17 protein-coding genes are annotated in these 17,214 nt (G+C 42.2%); 5 read left to right on the top strand and 12 right to left on the bottom strand.

Going from position 1 to position 17,214, the window contains the following annotated elements; all coding sequences use genetic code 11:
• Positions 1-128: 128 nt before the first annotated feature.
• Together EYB58_RS00395 and EYB58_RS00390 are read left to right on the top strand one after the other, a co-directional pair.
• Positions 129-971 (top strand): sugar phosphate isomerase/epimerase family protein, encoded by an 843-nt coding sequence (locus EYB58_RS00395; RefSeq protein WP_111960404.1) that lies wholly within the window; start codon positions 129-131, stop codon positions 969-971.
• 2 nt (positions 972-973) lie between these two features.
• Positions 974-2,170, top strand: coding sequence for a 3-dehydroquinate synthase (locus tag EYB58_RS00390; RefSeq protein WP_111960406.1), 1,197 nt, complete (start codon positions 974-976; stop codon positions 2,168-2,170).
• A gap of 32 nt (positions 2,171-2,202) precedes the next feature.
• Here EYB58_RS00390 and ubiG read toward each other — a convergent pair whose 3' ends face one another.
• Entirely contained in the window at positions 2,203-2,901 is a 699-nt protein-coding gene (gene ubiG / locus EYB58_RS00385; protein ID WP_111960408.1) for a bifunctional 2-polyprenyl-6-hydroxyphenol methylase/3-demethylubiquinol 3-O-methyltransferase UbiG, read from the bottom strand.
• Positions 2,902-3,192: 291 nt separating this feature from the next.
• Between ubiG and EYB58_RS00380 the strand changes: the two genes are divergently transcribed.
• A complete protein-coding gene (locus EYB58_RS00380; RefSeq protein WP_242637498.1) occupies positions 3,193-4,128 on the top strand; it encodes a UbiA family prenyltransferase in 936 nt (311 codons plus the stop codon).
• Positions 4,129-5,085: 957 nt separating this feature from the next.
• On the opposite strand, the gene EYB58_RS00365 is transcribed toward EYB58_RS00380, so the two are convergent.
• Positions 5,086-5,295: a protein adenylyltransferase SelO family protein gene (locus tag EYB58_RS00365; protein WP_242637680.1), complete on the bottom strand. Its 210-nt coding sequence runs from the start codon at positions 5,293-5,295 to the stop codon at positions 5,086-5,088.
• Positions 5,296-5,512: 217 nt separating this feature from the next.
• Positions 5,513-6,943 carry a transposase gene (locus tag EYB58_RS00360; RefSeq protein WP_170299865.1) on the bottom strand — a complete coding sequence of 477 codons (1,431 nt, stop codon included), beginning with the start codon at positions 6,941-6,943 and terminating at the stop codon, positions 5,513-5,515.
• Between the two features lie 393 nt (positions 6,944-7,336).
• Between EYB58_RS00360 and EYB58_RS00355 the strand changes: the two genes are divergently transcribed.
• Positions 7,337-9,031, top strand: a complete 1,695-nt coding sequence (locus tag EYB58_RS00355; protein ID WP_111960717.1) for a potassium channel family protein — start codon at positions 7,337-7,339, stop codon at positions 9,029-9,031.
• A 507-nt stretch (positions 9,032-9,538) separates the two neighbouring features.
• Here the strand turns inward: EYB58_RS00355 and ychF are convergent.
• Positions 9,539-10,648: a redox-regulated ATPase YchF gene (ychF, locus tag EYB58_RS00350; protein ID WP_111960713.1), complete on the bottom strand. Its 1,110-nt coding sequence runs from the start codon at positions 10,646-10,648 to the stop codon at positions 9,539-9,541.
• 250 nt (positions 10,649-10,898) lie between these two features.
• Here ychF and EYB58_RS00345 point away from each other — a divergent pair, with 250 nt between their 5' ends.
• A complete protein-coding gene (locus EYB58_RS00345; RefSeq protein ID WP_111960711.1) occupies positions 10,899-11,861 on the top strand; it encodes a CvfB family protein in 963 nt (320 codons plus the stop codon).
• A 137-nt stretch (positions 11,862-11,998) separates the two neighbouring features.
• Here the strand turns inward: EYB58_RS00345 and rhuM are convergent, their stop codons facing one another.
• From rhuM to EYB58_RS00305, 8 genes are all read right to left on the bottom strand, one after another.
• Positions 11,999-12,169: a RhuM family protein gene (gene rhuM / locus EYB58_RS23425; protein WP_242637679.1), complete on the bottom strand. Its 171-nt coding sequence runs from the start codon at positions 12,167-12,169 to the stop codon at positions 11,999-12,001.
• Between the two features lie 548 nt (positions 12,170-12,717).
• Entirely contained in the window at positions 12,718-13,161 is a 444-nt protein-coding gene (locus EYB58_RS00335) for an IS1096 element passenger TnpR family protein (protein ID WP_111960709.1), read from the bottom strand.
• Positions 13,162-13,336: 175 nt separating this feature from the next.
• Positions 13,337-13,621 (bottom strand): HigA family addiction module antitoxin, encoded by a 285-nt coding sequence (locus EYB58_RS00330; RefSeq protein ID WP_242637678.1) that lies wholly within the window; start codon positions 13,619-13,621, stop codon positions 13,337-13,339.
• Positions 13,622-13,626: 5 nt separating this feature from the next.
• Positions 13,627-13,752 carry a type II toxin-antitoxin system RelE/ParE family toxin gene (locus EYB58_RS24630; protein ID WP_111960705.1) on the bottom strand — a complete coding sequence of 42 codons (126 nt, stop codon included), beginning with the start codon at positions 13,750-13,752 and terminating at the stop codon, positions 13,627-13,629.
• A 47-nt stretch (positions 13,753-13,799) separates the two neighbouring features.
• A complete protein-coding gene (locus tag EYB58_RS00320) occupies positions 13,800-15,230 on the bottom strand; it encodes a transposase (protein ID WP_170299865.1) in 1,431 nt (476 codons plus the stop codon).
• 93 nt (positions 15,231-15,323) lie between these two features.
• Positions 15,324-15,593, bottom strand: coding sequence for a type II toxin-antitoxin system RelE/ParE family toxin (locus EYB58_RS00315; RefSeq protein WP_111956681.1), 270 nt, complete (start codon positions 15,591-15,593; stop codon positions 15,324-15,326).
• A gap of 546 nt (positions 15,594-16,139) precedes the next feature.
• Entirely contained in the window at positions 16,140-16,502 is a 363-nt protein-coding gene (locus EYB58_RS00310; RefSeq protein WP_163354390.1) for a helix-turn-helix domain-containing protein, read from the bottom strand.
• A 306-nt stretch (positions 16,503-16,808) separates the two neighbouring features.
• The gene (locus EYB58_RS00305) at positions 16,809-17,141 is read right to left on the bottom strand and encodes a type II toxin-antitoxin system RelE/ParE family toxin (RefSeq protein ID WP_111956679.1); all 333 of its coding nucleotides are present in this window, start codon (positions 17,139-17,141) and stop codon (positions 16,809-16,811) included.
• Positions 17,142-17,214 lie beyond the last annotated feature (73 nt).

Below are 17,214 nucleotides of genomic sequence, written 5' to 3'. Positions count from 1 at the left end.
ATACCGGTCTTGGAAAAACACCCATAACACCCCGTTGGTATGGTTGATTGTCCTTGACATGATATGGCCTTAAACGTATTTATGGGGAAAAGTCGTCGATCAATGATAAAAATGAGGATTTGAAATTAATGGTATTTTCATACAGCACCAATGCGTTTGTTAAATATTCTCTTGCCGAGGCAGTTAAATTAATCGCCCAGACAGGATTTAAGGGGGTTGAGATCATGTGCGACAGACCCCATCTGTACCCCCCGGATGCAAACAAACAGGATCTTGAAGAATTCAAGCAATTACTCAAATCGCTAAATTTGACGATTACCAACCTCAACTGCTTCACCCTTTTTGCCGTGGGCAATACCTGGCTTCCTTCCTGGATAGAGCCGGATGAATCAAGACGGCAGGAGAGAATCGACCATACACTTAACTGTCTGGATATCGCCCATTTCCTGGGAAGCCCGTGTATCTCGGTTCCCCCCGGCGGGCCGCCGGTTGAAATGAGCCGGGACGCATCATTGAAACTGTTCCGCCAAGGGCTTGAACAAGTCATTCCCAAAGCAGAGGCCCTGGGCGTCTCCATCCTCATTGAGCCGGAACCCGATCTTTTAATAGAAAATAGCAGCCAGATGAGTTCGTTTATTAAGGATTTTACATCTCCAAACCTGGGGGTTAACTTTGATGTGGGTCACTTTTACTGTGTGGGTGAGGCGCCGGAAGTCGCCCTTGAAACCCTGTTTGATAAAATTGGCCATATCCACATTGAAGATATTGCGTCCACAAGAAAGCACCACCATCTCATCCCGGGTCTGGGTGCCATAGACTATGATGCATTTTTTAAACGACTCGGGGAACTCAACTACACCAAAGATGTTTGTGTTGAGCTTTATACCTATACCGAAGCCCCTTGCGAGGCCGGAGTGAAAAGTATTGAGACGTTAAAACCCGTAATGGAAAAATATGGTTTTCCAGTTTAATTATGAATAATAAAGTATCGTTACAAAAAGACCACACCCAAGAGACCATTGTCCCGCTGAAATTTAATCAGGCGTATCATTACCCGGTTTGCTTTACCCGGGATATTTTTAATACCGCAAATCCCGTTCTCATCAATACCCTTGCCGGTGAAAACCAGACCGGGCCAAGGAAAATAGTGGTGATGATTGATGACGGGCTGACCCATCAGAATCCCCAGCTTTTAAATGACATATTCCAGTGGTTTGAATACCACAAGAATCTTGTTTGTCTGGCCTGGGAACCTATGGTCTTTCCCGGCGGTGAGCAGGTAAAAAATTCCTGGGACCATGTGCACCGGGCAACAAAAACCATGGATGATTCGGGCATAGACAGGCATGGCGTGGTCATTGCCATGGGCGGGGGAGCCCTTTTGGATATGGCCGGATTCAGCGCTTCCATTTTCCACAGGGGGATACAGCTGGTACGGATTCCCACGACAACCCTGGCCCAGAATGATGCCGGCATTGGTGTTAAAAACGGCATAAACCAGTATGGCAAAAAAAATTGTATCGGCACATTTTATCTGCCCATAGCGGTGATTAATGACTATGATTTCCTGGAAACGCTGCCCTTTGCGCATTTTATCGGAGGGGTGGCGGAAGCCTTTAAAATTGCTTTGATACGCGATAAGTCTTTTTTTTTATTTCTTGAGAAGAACAGCGCACTGCTGAAACAAAGGGATTCAAAGGCCATAGAAGAAACCATCGAAAGATGCGCCCGGCTTCACGTTGATCATATCGCCCACAGCGGTGACGCCTTTGAAACAGGGTCGTCACGGCCCCTGGATTACGGACACTGGTCTGCCCATAAGCTTGAAATGCTGTCCGGGTTTTCCATGGGACACGGCCAAGCCGTATCGGTTGGCATTGCTCTCGATTCCTATTATGCATGGCAGATGTCCCTGATGTCCCGGGCTGAACTCGATCGTCTCATCACATCGTTGATCAATTGCGGTCTCCCGGTCTGGAGCGAATATTTGGAGGCCACGGACCCTTCGGGTCGCCTTGAAATAGAAAACGGGCTTGAAGAATTCCGGCAGCACTTGGGGGGTAGGTTGACATTTACCATGCCCCATGGCATCGGGGAGAAATGTGAACGCCATGAAATGGATTTTGACGTTGTCAGGCAGGGGATTGCATTTCTTAAGAGCCTGCTGTGATCCGGGTATAAACAACCGGATCACCAAAGTGGTCAAACAGCGGTGAAGCTTGTCAGATAGTTGACCATGGGATTTTTACATAAATAGTAATTCCGGGTAATCGGGTTGTATGAAAACCCTGTGATATCCACCTGTTTTAATCCAGCCTTAGAACAGGCCCGGTTCAATTCAGAAGGCTTGATCAATGATGCCCAGTCATGGGTACCCTTTGGCAGAAGCCTCAGAACATATTCCGCACACACCACAGCCAGAAAAAAAGACATCAGGTTGCGGTTGATGGTTGCAAAAATGACGATACCCTCGGGATTCAGGGCCTTTTTACATGCACCAATAACCGATTCATAGTTTGGCACATGTTCAAGCAGTTCCATGCAGAGGATAACGTCAAAACCGGTTTTCGTGAACCGGGTGATATGTTCGATGTCCGTGTCAATATAGCGGATGTCCATATTTGATTGTTTTGCGTGGGTCCGGGCAATGGCCGTCATATGTGAGGAGGCATCAATGCCGATGGTCTCGGCAGCCTGCCGGGCAATCCTTTCAGTGAGTATTCCGCCGCCGCAACCCACATCCAGCACCCGTTTTCCCTTAAGATCCGTTTGCTGCATAATGTATTCAAGCCTTAAGGGGTTGATATCATGAAGAGATTTCATTCTTCCGTTTTTATCCCACCAGTCGGTTGCAAAATCGTTGAATTTTTCAATTTCACTCGAAGATATATTGTATGTCATCCGGTTCCTTGAAACTCCCTGTCTATGGTTTTATTCAAGCGTTTTAGTCACTAATTTCTTGAAGTTTTAACCTGATCCGTTTATACTTTTTGTCCATGCGTGATTATTGCAATGGGTTCACCGATGTTTTGATGCAGCCTTTGTATGTTTATGGCTTTCTACTATAAAGATCTGGTTATCTACAACAATAATTTTAAAGAATCACTACATGGGCGTGCGGTTTTAGACAGGATGATGACTTGGCTTTAATACGGTGTTTGATGCTTAATTCTCCTTTTGGCGGGGTGGCGATTGAAATATGTAATGTCCTTTTATGACACGATAGTTCCAGCAAAGCTTCAATCTTTTTTTGCGCTTTCACGTACCCATCATGGCGTACTTGATATGATGGCACCTGTTTTTGCCGCCCTGGTTTATCTTGGTCAGTTTCCTGGTCCGGGGATTGTCCTGGCAGGGATTATTACGGTTTTTTCCGGCTATACAGCAGTTTATGCACTCAATGATATTGCCGGATACAGGGATGATAAAAAAAATATTCGGCCGGGTGACAAAAACGGAACCGATCTGGACTCGATCCTGATCCGGCATCCCCTTGCCCAGGGCGTGATCAGCCTGAAATCCGCTGCTGTATGGGCAGGTTTCTGGTCTGTTGCGGCTTTGCTGGGTGCCTGGTATTTAAACCCTGTCTGTATCCTGATTTTTCTGGGCGGCGCGCTGCTGGAAGTTATTTATTGCTTTTTGTTGAAAATCAGTTATCTCAGGATTGTCATCAACGGATTTGTAAAAGCCGCAGGTCCCGTTGCCGCTGTTTTTGCCGTGGACAAAAATCCCGATGCCCTGTTTTTATGCTTAATTTTTATTTTCTTTTTCCTATGGGAAGCCGGGGGGCAGAATATCCCCAACGATTATACCGATATAGAAGAAGACCGGCAGATAAATGCAAAAACCCTCCCCTTGGTGTTTGGACGTGAAACGGCAAGTTTTCTGATCATGGGGTCTCTGGGTGCCGCGTTATGTGTAATGACGATAGTATTTTTTATGTCGCCGGTTAATTTTAACTGGTTTTCATATCTAATTTTCGGGACAGGCTCTTTTTTCCTATTGATTCTTCCTGCCCAAAAACTTCGGAAAACAGGACTAAACCAAGCCGCAATGACCCTTTTCAACAAAGCAAGTTATTATCCACTCTTTCTTCTGTGTGTGGTGCTCATGGATTTGTTTCTGTAAAAAAAAGTATCTTTGTTGCAGGCCTGCAACAAACAACCGCCAACGTATGTCCCCAGAGCTACACTCCCCCGGCTAAGGTGTCCATCTGCGGTCTTTTATGAATTTTAAGATCAGAAGAATCAGCGGAAACAAGTGAAAGCATAAATCGAAAATATCAATGGGCCTGGTGAGAGTACCATTGCTCAGCATTAGAATTTTCTCAACCACATGAGGCATTGGCACTATCGGAGCCGCCAGCATCATTATGGTAAAAACGATCAGCAGCGAATATGGGATTTTATCCAGGAATTTTAACATGGTTTGATGATAACATTTCTATGGACAATTTCAAACAGGGAAACACTTGGACGGTATGGAAGATGATTTTTACAAAAAATCATTTCATCAATATTCAAAGCTCCAGTGACATAATCTTGAGGTCGTAAACGCCTTTCCTGGAAAGGTTCTCGAAGTTCAATGATAGATATATTGTGAACCCAATTCCTATTTTCAATACCCCTAACACTACAGCGACACTTTTCCTTTTTACATAAAAAAGGGTGGTAAATTACCGCATTTTAGCTGATTTGTAACTATGAAATCCTCTTGAAATTTTGAAAATTTCGAAAGTGTCGCTGTTGTGCTAAGCTATTGTGGCCGAAATTTAACGAAACCGGCATTATTTTTTGAGCCCGTGCTCAACCGGCTTAAAAAGGCCGGCATTGTCACTGGTTGGTCTGGATTAAGAGAGCAACTGACAGGTCAGAATAGAACCACAGTTTCAATGTGCTGCAAAAATGATGATATCGTGTATGTGAGAAAAAGTACCCGATCAGAGCCAAGGCAACAGGAAATTTATTCTGCCTTGGAGATCAGGTTTTACCCTGGGAGAACGGTTAAAAGAGTAATAAATAAAAGTAGTGCCATAACGAATAAATCAAAAATGGAGTAGCTTGCAATTATAGTAGATTTTAACCCTCACCCAAAAAGATGGGCTAAATTGATAGTTCTGCCGTCGCCAAGCTGGCCTGCCCAGCTGCCGAATTGATGCCCTCCATAGCAAGTTACAAAGGGCTTCATACCTGCAATAAAACGGTTCCCGGAAAAGACCTCAAGAAATAAAGACGAATATAGGTCTTCCATGGAGAGGTCAAAGAGTTCGGCCGCCTCCCATGATGCAGCCCCCAGCTCAGGCTTTTTAACCGTGGCAGGCTGGACAATCGAGTAGTTTGCATTTTTGACCTGGTGGCGATAGTTTTTCGGTTTCTATATCACAGGGAAGATGGTTGATAAAGGTCAGCGATTTAAGCCCATTCTGCCCATTTAATTTTTTATTTGTCTATCACTCGATGATCCAGTTTTTAAAAATTGACATGAGACCTCGCTGGCAGTTATTATCCCCATGTTAACAGAATGCTTTGTATTTTAATGATGGGGCGGATTGATAATTCCCCCAAGAATTTAGATTCATGTGCTTTTGAGAATCGTTTGCCTTTACAAAATGCTCTTTTAAAAATACCGAGATCTGCTTGAAATGGGATTCTGGGTCATCACTATGAATGATTTGTTCGACAAAGGATAAGATGCAGTCAACTTTGACGGTGTCACATAGGCTGCCAACAGTTCTTGCGTGCAGTTTGTTATTTATCGAGGCCACCTGGTCAGGATGAAGCAGGAGACAATGATCAACCAACAGACTCAGGGTCAAACTTCTGTAAGACCCGTCTTCATCAGGTTGTTTGGTCAAATTTCCCCAGCCTTCATTCGTCTTATGGTCTTGAATAAAAACCTCTACTAACCATCTGAGTGTAAATGCGTCTATGATATCAGGATATCGCCAGGTCAGATCCGAAGCGGCAAGATACCGATAGTCCTTTTCTCCAATGTATTTTATTGCAATGACAAATCTTTTTTTCTTATGAGCACACACATGTATTCTGGCACTTTTAATGAGTACAACAACCTCTTTACCTCCACGTACATGTATGGTCTTTTGAATTGGTTGAATATTTTTAAAATATGTTTCAACTGATTTTTTATCGCTCTTGAGTAAAATATTTTGATTGTACCTTATTTGGCTGATAACTTGGGCGTTTCCTGCAATTTTAGACGCTTCATCCATGAACTCAGCATTCCCATATAAGGCATCTGCAACAATCGCTTCTATTTTTATTTCCGGGTGTTTCTCTACAAATATTTTTAAAAGAGCCTTGGCAATCATTGGAATGGTAGGATATTCTTCTGAGCGCACCGGTTTTTTTGGGCGTTCTGATTTTGGTACGCCAGCCTTTTTTAATCTTTTATCCTCCTTGGTCCATTCGCTGATTTTTGGATCAGGAATATGAAAGGCGTAGCCAATTGGAAAGCTGAGTTTTGGTGTTATCAACACCAAAAATACTAAGCCTTGCCCCATGCAAAAACCACCCGTTGATTTGTCTTTTATTTTGTGGACTCCAAAAATTTTTGTTGTGCATTTACTACGCTTTTTATCGGAATCATCAATACTGACAACACCTTTGGTAATGCCATATACTTTGAAAATAATTTTAAGGCTGAGATGAAACAGATGCTCCCAAGCAATTTTAGAATGGCGAAACATCCAGGAAAGAGCTGTAGTTTTATACAATCCCACACTGATACGTGAAAAAGCAGCCCAATTGATGCTGCTGGTCAAGATGATTCCAGTGATGCAGAAACCCAGCCAGAATTTTTGTGATTTGCTTAAGGTCATTCCTGGGGATGACTGTGTTAATTCAGTATTCAGTGAATCAGTATACTTTTCAACAAACGGCAACAGCTTATTTATTAACACATCCGCCTCATTCCTTATTTTCATAAATGAGGTGTTATACTGCAATTGAACTATTGTATTCAAATAACATTTATTTTACTCTGCTCATTGAAGGCTGGCCAACCGATGAGTGAGATATCAGTTTGGAAAATTGGTATTATAGCATCGACTTGACCAGCCTTTGCATTTTTCAATACTGATTACCTGTTCTTCCCTCAAAAAAACTGGATCATCGAGTATCATATTTGTCCACTCCATTTTAAGAAGTTAAAGGCTAAAATAAGCACTGAGCAGCCATTCGCAAATTTTTAAACGGTTGGATTTGTCTTTAAAAATGGGAGGAATATGATATACAGACAAGTTAAGCTGAATCCTATAAACTTTCATCCTTGTTTTTTATTCTTTTGAGTCGCTAATGGAGATATTCAGAGCCAAACTATGAAATTTTTACCGTCCCAGTTATTGTTTTTTTTCCAGAATAAGACTACCAGAAAAAACCTGACCCTTCTGGCCAAGTTCATCGCTTTTATTCTCACCATCGTTTTTTTGTACAGTCTTTTGTTTCATAAGCTCATGCTCTATGAAGGCAGGGAGTACAGCTGGGTTACTGGTCTTTACTGGACCCTTACTGTTATGTCAACCCTGGGGTTTGGTGATATCACTTTTTCTACGGATCTGGGGCTGCTCTTTTCGATTGTGGTGCTCAGTTCCGGTGTAATTCTGCTTTTGATCATGCTGCCGTTTACCTTTATTCAGTTTTTTTATTCTCCCTGGCTGGAGGCACAATCAAAGAGCCGGACGCCTAGGGAACTCCCGGAAAACACTTCGGGTCACATCATAATTACAAGCCTAGACCCCATAACGGAAAAACTCGTTGCCAAGCTCAGAAAAAGAGATTTTCAGTATGTTCTCGTCGTGGCGGAGCTGCAGCAGGCGGCGGAGCTATACGATGCAGGGTACAGAGTCGTTGTTGGCGAGCCGGATGACCCTGAAACCTATCACCGTCTTCGTGTTAAAAAGGCGGCCCTGGTGGTGGCAACAAGTGACGACATGATTAACACTTCGGTTGCCTTTACCGTTAGAGAAACGTCGCCCAACGTTTCCATCGTCACCAGTGCCAATCATGAAAATTCCCTGGACATTCTCCAGTTCCCCGGTAATATCCACGTCTTTCAATTTGCCAGAATGCTTGGTCATGCCCTTGGCAATCGAACGATCGGGCTGGGAAGGCCGGTGAATTTTGTGATCAGTTCCGATAAGCTGCACGTTGCAGAGATTCCGGCGATCCAGACCCGGCTTTGCGGTAAAAATCTGATTGACATCGGGATGCGTGAAAAGACCGGAGTCACCGTTGTTGGACTTTGGGAAAAGGGCATGTTTCATTTGCCCCAGCCAGAGACGGTTATCAGCGCAACGACCATGCTGCTGCTCGCAGGGACCGAACGACAACTTGGAAAATTTGAAGACATGTATGCCATTATAGAGGGGATGCATGCAAAGGATGCTCCGGTTCTTGTTCTTGGTGGTGGCCGTGTTGGGGTGGCCGTTGTTGAAACCCTCGAAGAGCATGGTATCAGCTACAGGGTCGTTGAGAAGCGTGCCGTTCTTACCGAGGATAAAGGGGAGAGATATATCCAGGGGGATGCTGCGGATATCAAGGTTCTGGAACGTGCCGGAGTGATGGAGGCAAGAACCATCATCATAACCACCCACAATGATGCCATGAACATTTATCTTGCCTTTTACTGCCGTCAGTTACGCCCCCAGGTTCAGATTATCAGCCGGGCAACCAACGAAAGGAGTGTTGCAAAGCTTCACATGGCCGGGGCAGATCTGGTCTTGTCCTATGCCTCTATGGGGGCAAATTCTATTATCAACGTCCTGAAAAGTGACGAGATTTCCATGTTTACCGAAGGGTTGAATATTTTCAGACGGCCCATGCCTCCATCCCTTGTGGGCAAAAATCTGGTGGCAAGCCACATAAGACAGAGGACGGGCTGTTCTGTGATTGCCATCAAGTCACCGGGGGATATAATTGTTGGTCCAGATCCCCTGGTTCCATTGAAAAAGAACGAAGAGTTGATTCTTATCGGCACAACCGAGGCAGAACAGGCATTCCTTGATCTATTTTAAACCTAAAAATCATGAACCCTGCGGGAGCGTTATTTAACCGGATCTGCTGCGCTGCCAGGCACTTGCGGTAGTTGCAACTTTCAGGTTAAAAGGGAACCAACCAGGATCTGTATGCTCCTTTCGGTCCCGCGCTTGAATTCCCCGATGGCCTTTTCATCTCCGCGCATAACCCTGAGAAAAAAATTTCAGTTCTTTGAATCAAATATGATCGAAACGACCATGGTGATACCCTACGCCAAAGGGCATCTTCTAGGACAGTTAAAAAACAAAGCCAGCATGATAAATGAATCCTACAACGAAACAGGAACGGAAGTAACATTCAAGACTTTCCCGGAAACATTAATTTGGTTACAAAAAGAGATGGAGTGATTTGTTGACCGGAGCGTCATTTGAGTTTTTTTCATGAATCAAGAGCGGGGTAGGGTGGGAACGTTTTTTGTGCCCACCCTACCTGGCTAATTTGAAAGAAGATACAATTAGTCTGTTCCCTATTTTTTTACGACGTCATTAAACATTAAATCTAAAGTTAAGCACATCACCGTCCAGCACTTGATAGTCTTTACCTTCAAGACGAATCTTACCGGCTTCTTTTAACTTTAGCTCGGATTTATACTCAAAAAGATCGGTACAATGATATGACTCTGCCTTGATAAATCCCCGTTCAAAATCGGTATGGATGATTCCGGCAGCCTGGGGCGCCTTGCACCCTTTAGGAAAAGTCCAGGCCCGGACTTCTTTTTCACCGGCTGTAAAGTAAGTGTTTAATCCTAACATGTCATACCCTGTGCGGATAAGCTGATCAAGCCCGGATTCTTCGAGCCCGGCAGCTTCGAGAAATTCGTTTTTTTCTTCTTGAGAGTCAAGATCTGCAATTTCGGATTCTAATTTCCCAGATATGACAACCACCTGGGAATCATCTTTCTGGGCAAGTGCCTTTACCTTTTTAACGTATTCATTGTCGGAATCCAGCCCATCTTCATTTACATTGCAGCAATAAAGCTGTTGTTTCATGGTAATGAGATGAAGATCCGAAATCAGCTCTTTTTGAATTTTATCAAGTTCAACACTTCGGGCGGGCCTGCCTTCTTCAAGGGCGTTTGCTATCTGCTTTAAAATCGGATCAGCAGCCTTTGCTTTATCCGATATTTTTTTATCGTGGGACTTCATCTGCTTGACAAGATTCTCCTGCCTTTTTAGAACCGTCTCAAGGTCAGCTAACGCAAGTTCAATTCCAATTATTTCTATATCACTTGCAGGATCCACAACCCCGTTCACATGAACAATATCATCGTCATCAAAACAACGAACCACATGGATGATTGCACCCACCTGCCTGATATGACCTAAAAACTTATTTCCCAGCCCTTCTCCTTTGGAAGCACCTTTGACCAAACCTGCGATATCAACAAACTCAACAACCGCGGGTATTATTTTTTGGGGCGTAATAAGTTCAGAGATCATTCCAAGGCGTTTATCCGGAACCTCCACAATGCCCACGTTGGGTTCAATTGTACAAAACGGGTAGTTTGCGCTTTCTGCAGGTGCAGATGTAAGCGCTGAGAATATAGTTGATTTTCCCACATTGGGGAGTCCAACGATTCCACAGTTTAATTGCATTATATTATCCTTCTTCCATAAAAATATAAAACCCGACATTACATTTGCCTGGGTTGAATTATCTGTTATCAAAAAAAGGGGTTATACTATAATGTACGAAAATTTCAACACATATTGAATGGACCTATTTTGTGAGCCCGACCAAAAATATCCAATTACGTGCGTTGACCCTGGTGAATAAGGCGTTTTTATGGTGGTGCCTGCACTGATATGATATGGTGATCAGATATATTAACAATAAGGAAAATCCATGTCCGAAGAAACTACGCCCTGGAAGCAGGCAGAAAAATTTTTGAGAAAAAGTCAAAACCGGCCATCTTTAAGACAGCCCCGTTCTTCATCTTCAAGACAGTCCCATCCTTTTTTAGCAAAGGACCCTGACGCTGTGGTTGGGCAGTTCCAGGATCTGACGGTGAAGAACCTTTCCGACTATGGGGTCTATTTAAGTTTTGGCCAGGACCGGGTGCTTCTGCCCAATAAGTATGTGCCGGAAAATGCTGCTGTGGGGCAGACAATCCGTGTTTTTGTCTATACTGATTCCGAGGACAGGCCAGTGGCAACCACATTGGAGCCTGCCGGGGTTGTGGGAGATGTTGTGGGACTTAAAGTCAAGGATACAGCCCCTTTTGGCATTTTCATGGATTGGGGTCTGGAAAAAGATCTTCTGGTTCCCCGCAGTGAACAGGAGGGGCGGATGGAGCCTGGTGAAACCCATCTGGTCAGGATTTGTCTGGATGAATCCACCCACAGGATTTATGGGTCCACCCTGATGTCGAACCTTGCCTCTGGTGATGCCGGGGAACTGTCTTATGGGGAGGCTGTGGACTTGATCATCCATAGTATTTCACCCATCGGCTATACAGCCCTGATCAATAAAACCTGTCAGGGTATGCTCTATAAAAATGAGACCTTTGAAGACCTCTCCATTGGTGACCGGTGCAGTGGGTATGTCCTTCGTGTCCGGGAGGACGGCAAGGTGGATTTAACTCTGAAACAGCCGGGATACGCCTCAGTTGAAGGCTCTGCCCAAAAAATTATACAGGTACTTGAGGCTGGTGGAGGCGTAAGCCCCTGTCATGACAAAAGCCGCCCTGAAGAGATTCAAGCAGCATTTGCCATGAGCAAAAAGGAATTTAAACGGGCCGTGGGCAGCCTGTATAAACAAGGCCGCATCACCCTGCACAAGGCTGACGGGATTCGCCTGAAATCATGACAAAGCTTATGCTTTGCAAATGAGGTGCAAATGAGGGACAGACCACGTTTTTATCCATGTTTATTGTTGAGTTTTTTCATTAATCAAGAGCGCGGTCGGGTGGGGACGTTTTTTGTAACCACCGGTTGTCCATAAACTCAAGCCATCTGATTTATCCGCTTCATTTGATTTGTTGGTTTTGGCAGAGTAGATTTATTATCAGTTTGATTAATGCTGTAACCCCTCACAAGGTATTCTTTAAGGCGCTGAGTAGCCCATATTCTAAATCGAGTCCTTTTTTTTGAATTGGCTCTGTAACCAACTGAAATTATTGCATCAAGATTATAAAATTTGATTTTTCTGCGAACTGACGTTTGCCTTCCTGCCGAACTACCGAGGATTCCTCGGTAGTTGTAGATTTTTCTAGTTCTTCGGATTTATGGGCTTGATCATAAGATGGGCCGCCTATGTGGTGACCAGATATAAGACACTATCAATCATCTGTAATCAAAACGTTATTTTGCCGTCAATTAAAAAATTGGCACAAAGTGGACGAAGTTATGATCAACCCCCAAGTGATGCTTGATCAGGTAATGGGCCAAGCTCTCAAGTATTTCGGTTTTTCAAGTAGGCCTGAGGAATTATTGGGGGTATAAATTTACTCCTCCGAAAGTTGAGTTAATTATTTCTATCATGTTCTCATGATAGAAATCACTCTTTAAAAGGTTTGTTTTAGTGTCAAAATAAAGCCGCTAAGAGCTGTTTTATTGAGTTTTGAAAAATTTTCCTTTTTATTAACAATTGGTTGCGATAATTTGCTTGGTCCGACCCCATTTTAATTTTATCAATTTTATCATTTTACTTTACTCATTTTACTTCACTCCTCCCAGATAGGGTATTGTTGTGGTGCTGGACCAATACTTTCTATGAGTTGGGGATATTCAACTTCTTTATCTGGTGATTTTGGCTTTTTTCTTGATTTAGTAATTTTAAAAATCCAATCATCACCAAAATCGAAATGGTAAAATAACTTTAACCCTTTGGGCAAGGGGTAGATCTCGTTGAGTGTCATTTGCTGATAATTATCAATTGCTTTTTCGTAATCAAAATCCCAAGCATCTTCTGAAAAGAAGGGCTTTCTGTGTCTGAAATGTCTTCCTCTAAAAAACTCAAACAAGTGATCATTACCAAACTTGATGGATTTTTGGATAATCAAATGTAAATCATAAAGAGTTGATTCTTCGTCTATTTCAATCATGCGAATACATTCTTCTTCAAGATATCTTCCCCACTCACATTCAATTTTAAGTGTCCAAATCATCTTTTCTGCCTTTGAAGGTCTTGTTTATAAATAGGCCCAACGATAAAGCGGAGTTGCATAGGGTCTTGATCCCGAAAGATCAGCATGATTTCAATTTTTACCTAACCTAAGCTTTAAAGGCCGCCAAGTGGCCCCAGGTCAACTCCAGCTCCGGGTTCTGTGTGATTCTGATTGATTAAACTGGTATTACTATTGGTTCTATTCCTGAAAGATCAACATTTTGTCTGGCTTGCCATAGATCATAACTATCCTGCATCAGGAGCCAACTTTCTGGACTACGCCCCAGGCATTTAGATAGGCGTAGAGCCATTCCCGGACTAATTGCACTTTGTCCTTTAATAAGCCTTGAGAATGTGGAAGGCGAGACTTTAAGCTGTAAGGCAACACTGCGAGGTGAGACTCTTAAGGGTTCCAAGTAAACTTCTTTGATGAATTCCCCTGGATGGGGTGGGTTATACATAGCCATTAGTGATAATCCTCATAATCTACAATATAGGCATTACCATCTTTAAACTCAAAAACGATACGCCAGTTTTTATTTACATCAATCGCCCACAATCCTTGACGATTACCTTTTACTCGATGATCCAGTTTTTAAAAATTGACATGAGACCTCGCTGGCAGTTATTATCCCCATGCTAACAGAATGCTTTGTATTTTAATGATGGGGCGGATTGATAATTCCCCCAAGAATTTAGATTCATGTGCTTTTGAGAATCGTTTGCCTTTACAAAATGCTCTTTTAAAAATACCGAGATCTGCTTGAAATGGGATTCTGGGTCATCACTATGAATGATTTGTTCGACAAAGGATAAGATGCAGTCAACTTTGACGGTGTCACATAGGCTGCCAACAGTTCTTGCGTGCAGTTTGTTATTTATCGAGGCCACCTGGTCAGGATGAAGCAGGAGACAATGATCAACCAACAGACTCAGGGTCAAACTTCTGTAAGACCCGTCTTCATCAGGTTGTTTGGTCAAATTTCCCCAGCCTTCATTCGTCTTATGGTCTTGAATAAAAACCTCTACTAACCATCTGAGTGTAAATGCGTCTATGATATCAGGATATCGCCAGGTCAGATCCGAAGCGGCAAGATACCGATAGTCCTTTTCTCCAATGTATTTTATTGCAATGACAAATCTTTTTTTCTTATGAGCACACACATGTATTCTGGCACTTTTAATGAGTACAACAACCTCTTTACCTCCACGTACATGTATGGTCTTTTGAATTGGTTGAATATTTTTAAAATATGTTTCAACTGATTTTTTATCGCTCTTGAGTAAAATATTTTGATTGTACCTTATTTGGCTGATAACTTGGGCGTTTCCTGCAATTTTAGACGCTTCATCCATGAACTCAGCATTCCCATATAAGGCATCTGCAACAATCGCTTCTATTTTTATTTCCGGGTGTTTCTCTACAAATATTTTTAAAAGAGCCTTGGCAATCATTGGAATGGTAGGATATTCTTCTGAGCGCACCGGTTTTTTTGGGCGTTCTGATTTTGGTACGCCAGCCTTTTTTAATCTTTTATCCTCCTTGGTCCATTCGCTGATTTTTGGATCAGGAATATGAAAGGCGTAGCCAATTGGAAAGCTGAGTTTTGGTGTTATCAACACCAAAAATACTAAGCCTTGCCCCATGCAAAAACCACCCGTTGATTTGTCTTTTATTTTGTGGACTCCAAAAATTTTTGTTGTGCATTTACTACGCTTTTTATCGGAATCATCAATACTGACAACACCTTTGGTAATGCCATATACTTTGAAAATAATTTTAAGGCTGAGATGAAACAGATGCTCCCAAGCAATTTTAGAATGGCGAAACATCCAGGAAAGAGCTGTAGTTTTATACAATCCCACACTGATACGTGAAAAAGCAGCCCAATTGATGCTGCTGGTCAAGATGATTCCAGTGATGCAGAAACCCAGCCAGAATTTTTGTGATTTGCTTAAGGTCATTCCTGGGGATGACTGTGTTAATTCAGTATTCAGTGAATCAGTATACTTTTCAACAAACGGCAACAGCTTATTTATTAACACATCCGCCTCATTCCTTATTTTCATAAATGAGGTGTTATACTGCAATTGAACTATTGTATTCAAATAACATTTATTTTACTCTGCTCATTGAAGGCTGGCCAACCGATGAGTGAGATATCAGTTTGGAAAATTGGTATTATAGCATCGACTTGACCAGCCTTTGCATTTTTCAATACTGATTACCTGGTCTTCCCTCAAAAAAACTGGATCATCGAGTTTTAAACTGTGGAGCCGCCAACCTGGGGTATTCATATCATCAATGCATGTAGAGGAATCAAGCGCGATTAGCCGTATTCTAAGTTTTTGTTTATGTCCGGGTTGAACACCTGACAAATTACCAGTTTCAAAGAATTTTCGCAGCCCTTTGTGTTCAAAGGATTTTATCATAGGTTTATTATACCGCATGGTGCGCAATACGCAACATGATTCTTCAGCATTTTTTTAACCTTTGAATTTAGAACTAAACAGAAACTATTGAAATTTGCGGTTTACCCGTCAGCATTTCACTTGTTTGAATTAAGTAAGGTGTCCCCCGAATTAGTTTGAATTTTTTAACACCGAATTATTCGATCATATTCTCTTAGAAGTCCTATTTCGGGGTCAAAATGGGGCCGCTAAGAGCTGTTTTTTGAGTTTTTTGAAAAATTTAATATATGTTAACAGTGGGTTATGGCATTTTCCTTGGTCCGACCCCATTTGCACCGGGAATCATATCAATCTGAAGTTTCCTGATTTTTATCAGCCTATTGATTGTCTATGATGTGGGATTGTAGCAGGGTCGAGTTTAATTTTGATAGGTTTTGCCATGTAAATAGCAAAACCCCATTTTATTCTCCCTGTTCATACAAATCCCGCTGATAGAAAAATATCATATAATTTCAATACTATATACAATTTAGTCCAAAATAACAGTAAAATAAAAATCAGGAAACTTCAGATATCAATGACAGGCTCATAATAACATACCTGCTTTACAGGGTATTCTGACTTCAATCTTCCCACATACCTGCGGAAACTTCTGTCTGACATCTCAAATTCAGGGAACTTTTCTTTCATTTTCCTTCTTATCTTTACAGATGTCAGCTTGGGGAATTTTTGCAGGAGATGCACTATCCACTCCTTGTATTGATCAAGCTTCTTTTCACGTTCCCGGTTGCTGAAATGGTTACAAATAGCCTCTTCATCCATCTTCAGGTATTTCTTTACCGTATTTCTGGAAATGCCCAATTCATCTCTTATCTGTCTCATTGAAAGGCCATTGCCGTTGTCATGCAGCATCTTTATTTTATGGATCATATCCCACCTCTTCATCTCGTCCCCCTTGTCTTAAATGGTCAAGGGGGGGAGCCTAAATCAAAACCAAGCTCTTTGTCTGAATTAAGTTTTTCTTCAGAAATTTATGAGTTTAGTGGGTCAAAAGTATTGGCCGAAATTGGGTCATTATAGATGGCCATTAACAGCTTTTGGAGTTAGTCTTTAAAAAGTGAAGGGAAACCTACATTTTCCCCTTGACAAAACTTATCATAGATGTCCCCCGAATTAGTTTGAATTTTTTAACACCGAATTATTCGATCATATTCTCTTAGAAGTCCTATTTCGGGGTCAAAATGGGGCCGCTAAGAGCTGTTTTTCGAGTTTTTTGAAAAATTTTATACATGTTAACAGTGGGTTATGGCATTTTCCTTGGTCCGACCCCATTTGACATTCAAAAACGATACGCCAGTTTTTATTTACATCAATCGCCCACAATCCTTGACGATTACCTTTTAAACTGTGGAGCCGCCAACCTGGGGTATTCATATCATCAATGCATGTAGAGGAATCAAGCGCGATTAGCCGTATTCTAAGTTTTTGTTTATGTCCGGGTTGAACACCTGACAAATTACCAGTTTCAAAGAATTTTCGCAGCCCTTTGTGTTTAAAGGATTTTATCATAAGTTTATTATACCGCATGGTGCGCAATACGCAACATGATTCTTCAGCATTTTTTTAACCTTTGAATTTTGAA

The sequence above is a fragment of the Desulfobacter hydrogenophilus genome (genome assembly GCF_004319545.1).
Lineage (GTDB): Bacteria > Desulfobacterota > Desulfobacteria > Desulfobacterales > Desulfobacteraceae > Desulfobacter > Desulfobacter hydrogenophilus.
Note: the sequence above shows the minus strand (reverse complement) of the source record. Positions and strands in the feature narration are given on the sequence as shown.

What these genes read in the sequence shown, in the direction of transcription:
- EYB58_RS00360 (WP_170299865.1), bottom strand. Translation starts at nt 6,943, where the DNA reads ATGAAAATAAGGAATGAGGCGGATGTGTTAATAAATAAGCTGTTGCCG.
- ubiG (WP_111960408.1), bottom strand. Translation starts at nt 2,901, where the DNA reads ATGACATACAATATATCTTCGAGTGAAATTGAAAAATTCAACGATTTT.
- EYB58_RS00355 (WP_111960717.1), top strand. Translation starts at nt 7,337, where the DNA reads ATGAAATTTTTACCGTCCCAGTTATTGTTTTTTTTCCAGAATAAGACT.
- EYB58_RS00330 (WP_242637678.1), bottom strand. Translation starts at nt 13,621, where the DNA reads ATGTATAACCCACCCCATCCAGGGGAATTCATCAAAGAAGTTTACTTG.
- EYB58_RS00320 (WP_170299865.1), bottom strand. Translation starts at nt 15,230, where the DNA reads ATGAAAATAAGGAATGAGGCGGATGTGTTAATAAATAAGCTGTTGCCG.
- EYB58_RS00345 (WP_111960711.1), top strand. Translation starts at nt 10,899, where the DNA reads ATGTCCGAAGAAACTACGCCCTGGAAGCAGGCAGAAAAATTTTTGAGA.
- EYB58_RS00395 (WP_111960404.1), top strand. Translation starts at nt 129, where the DNA reads ATGGTATTTTCATACAGCACCAATGCGTTTGTTAAATATTCTCTTGCC.
- ychF (WP_111960713.1), bottom strand. Translation starts at nt 10,648, where the DNA reads ATGCAATTAAACTGTGGAATCGTTGGACTCCCCAATGTGGGAAAATCA.
- EYB58_RS00335 (WP_111960709.1), bottom strand. Translation starts at nt 13,161, where the DNA reads ATGATTTGGACACTTAAAATTGAATGTGAGTGGGGAAGATATCTTGAA.
- EYB58_RS00310 (WP_163354390.1), bottom strand. Translation starts at nt 16,502, where the DNA reads ATGATCCATAAAATAAAGATGCTGCATGACAACGGCAATGGCCTTTCA.
- EYB58_RS00315 (WP_111956681.1), bottom strand. Translation starts at nt 15,593, where the DNA reads ATGATAAAATCCTTTGAACACAAAGGGCTGCGAAAATTCTTTGAAACT.
- EYB58_RS00390 (WP_111960406.1), top strand. Translation starts at nt 974, where the DNA reads ATGAATAATAAAGTATCGTTACAAAAAGACCACACCCAAGAGACCATT.
- EYB58_RS00305 (WP_111956679.1), bottom strand. Translation starts at nt 17,141, where the DNA reads ATGATAAAATCCTTTAAACACAAAGGGCTGCGAAAATTCTTTGAAACT.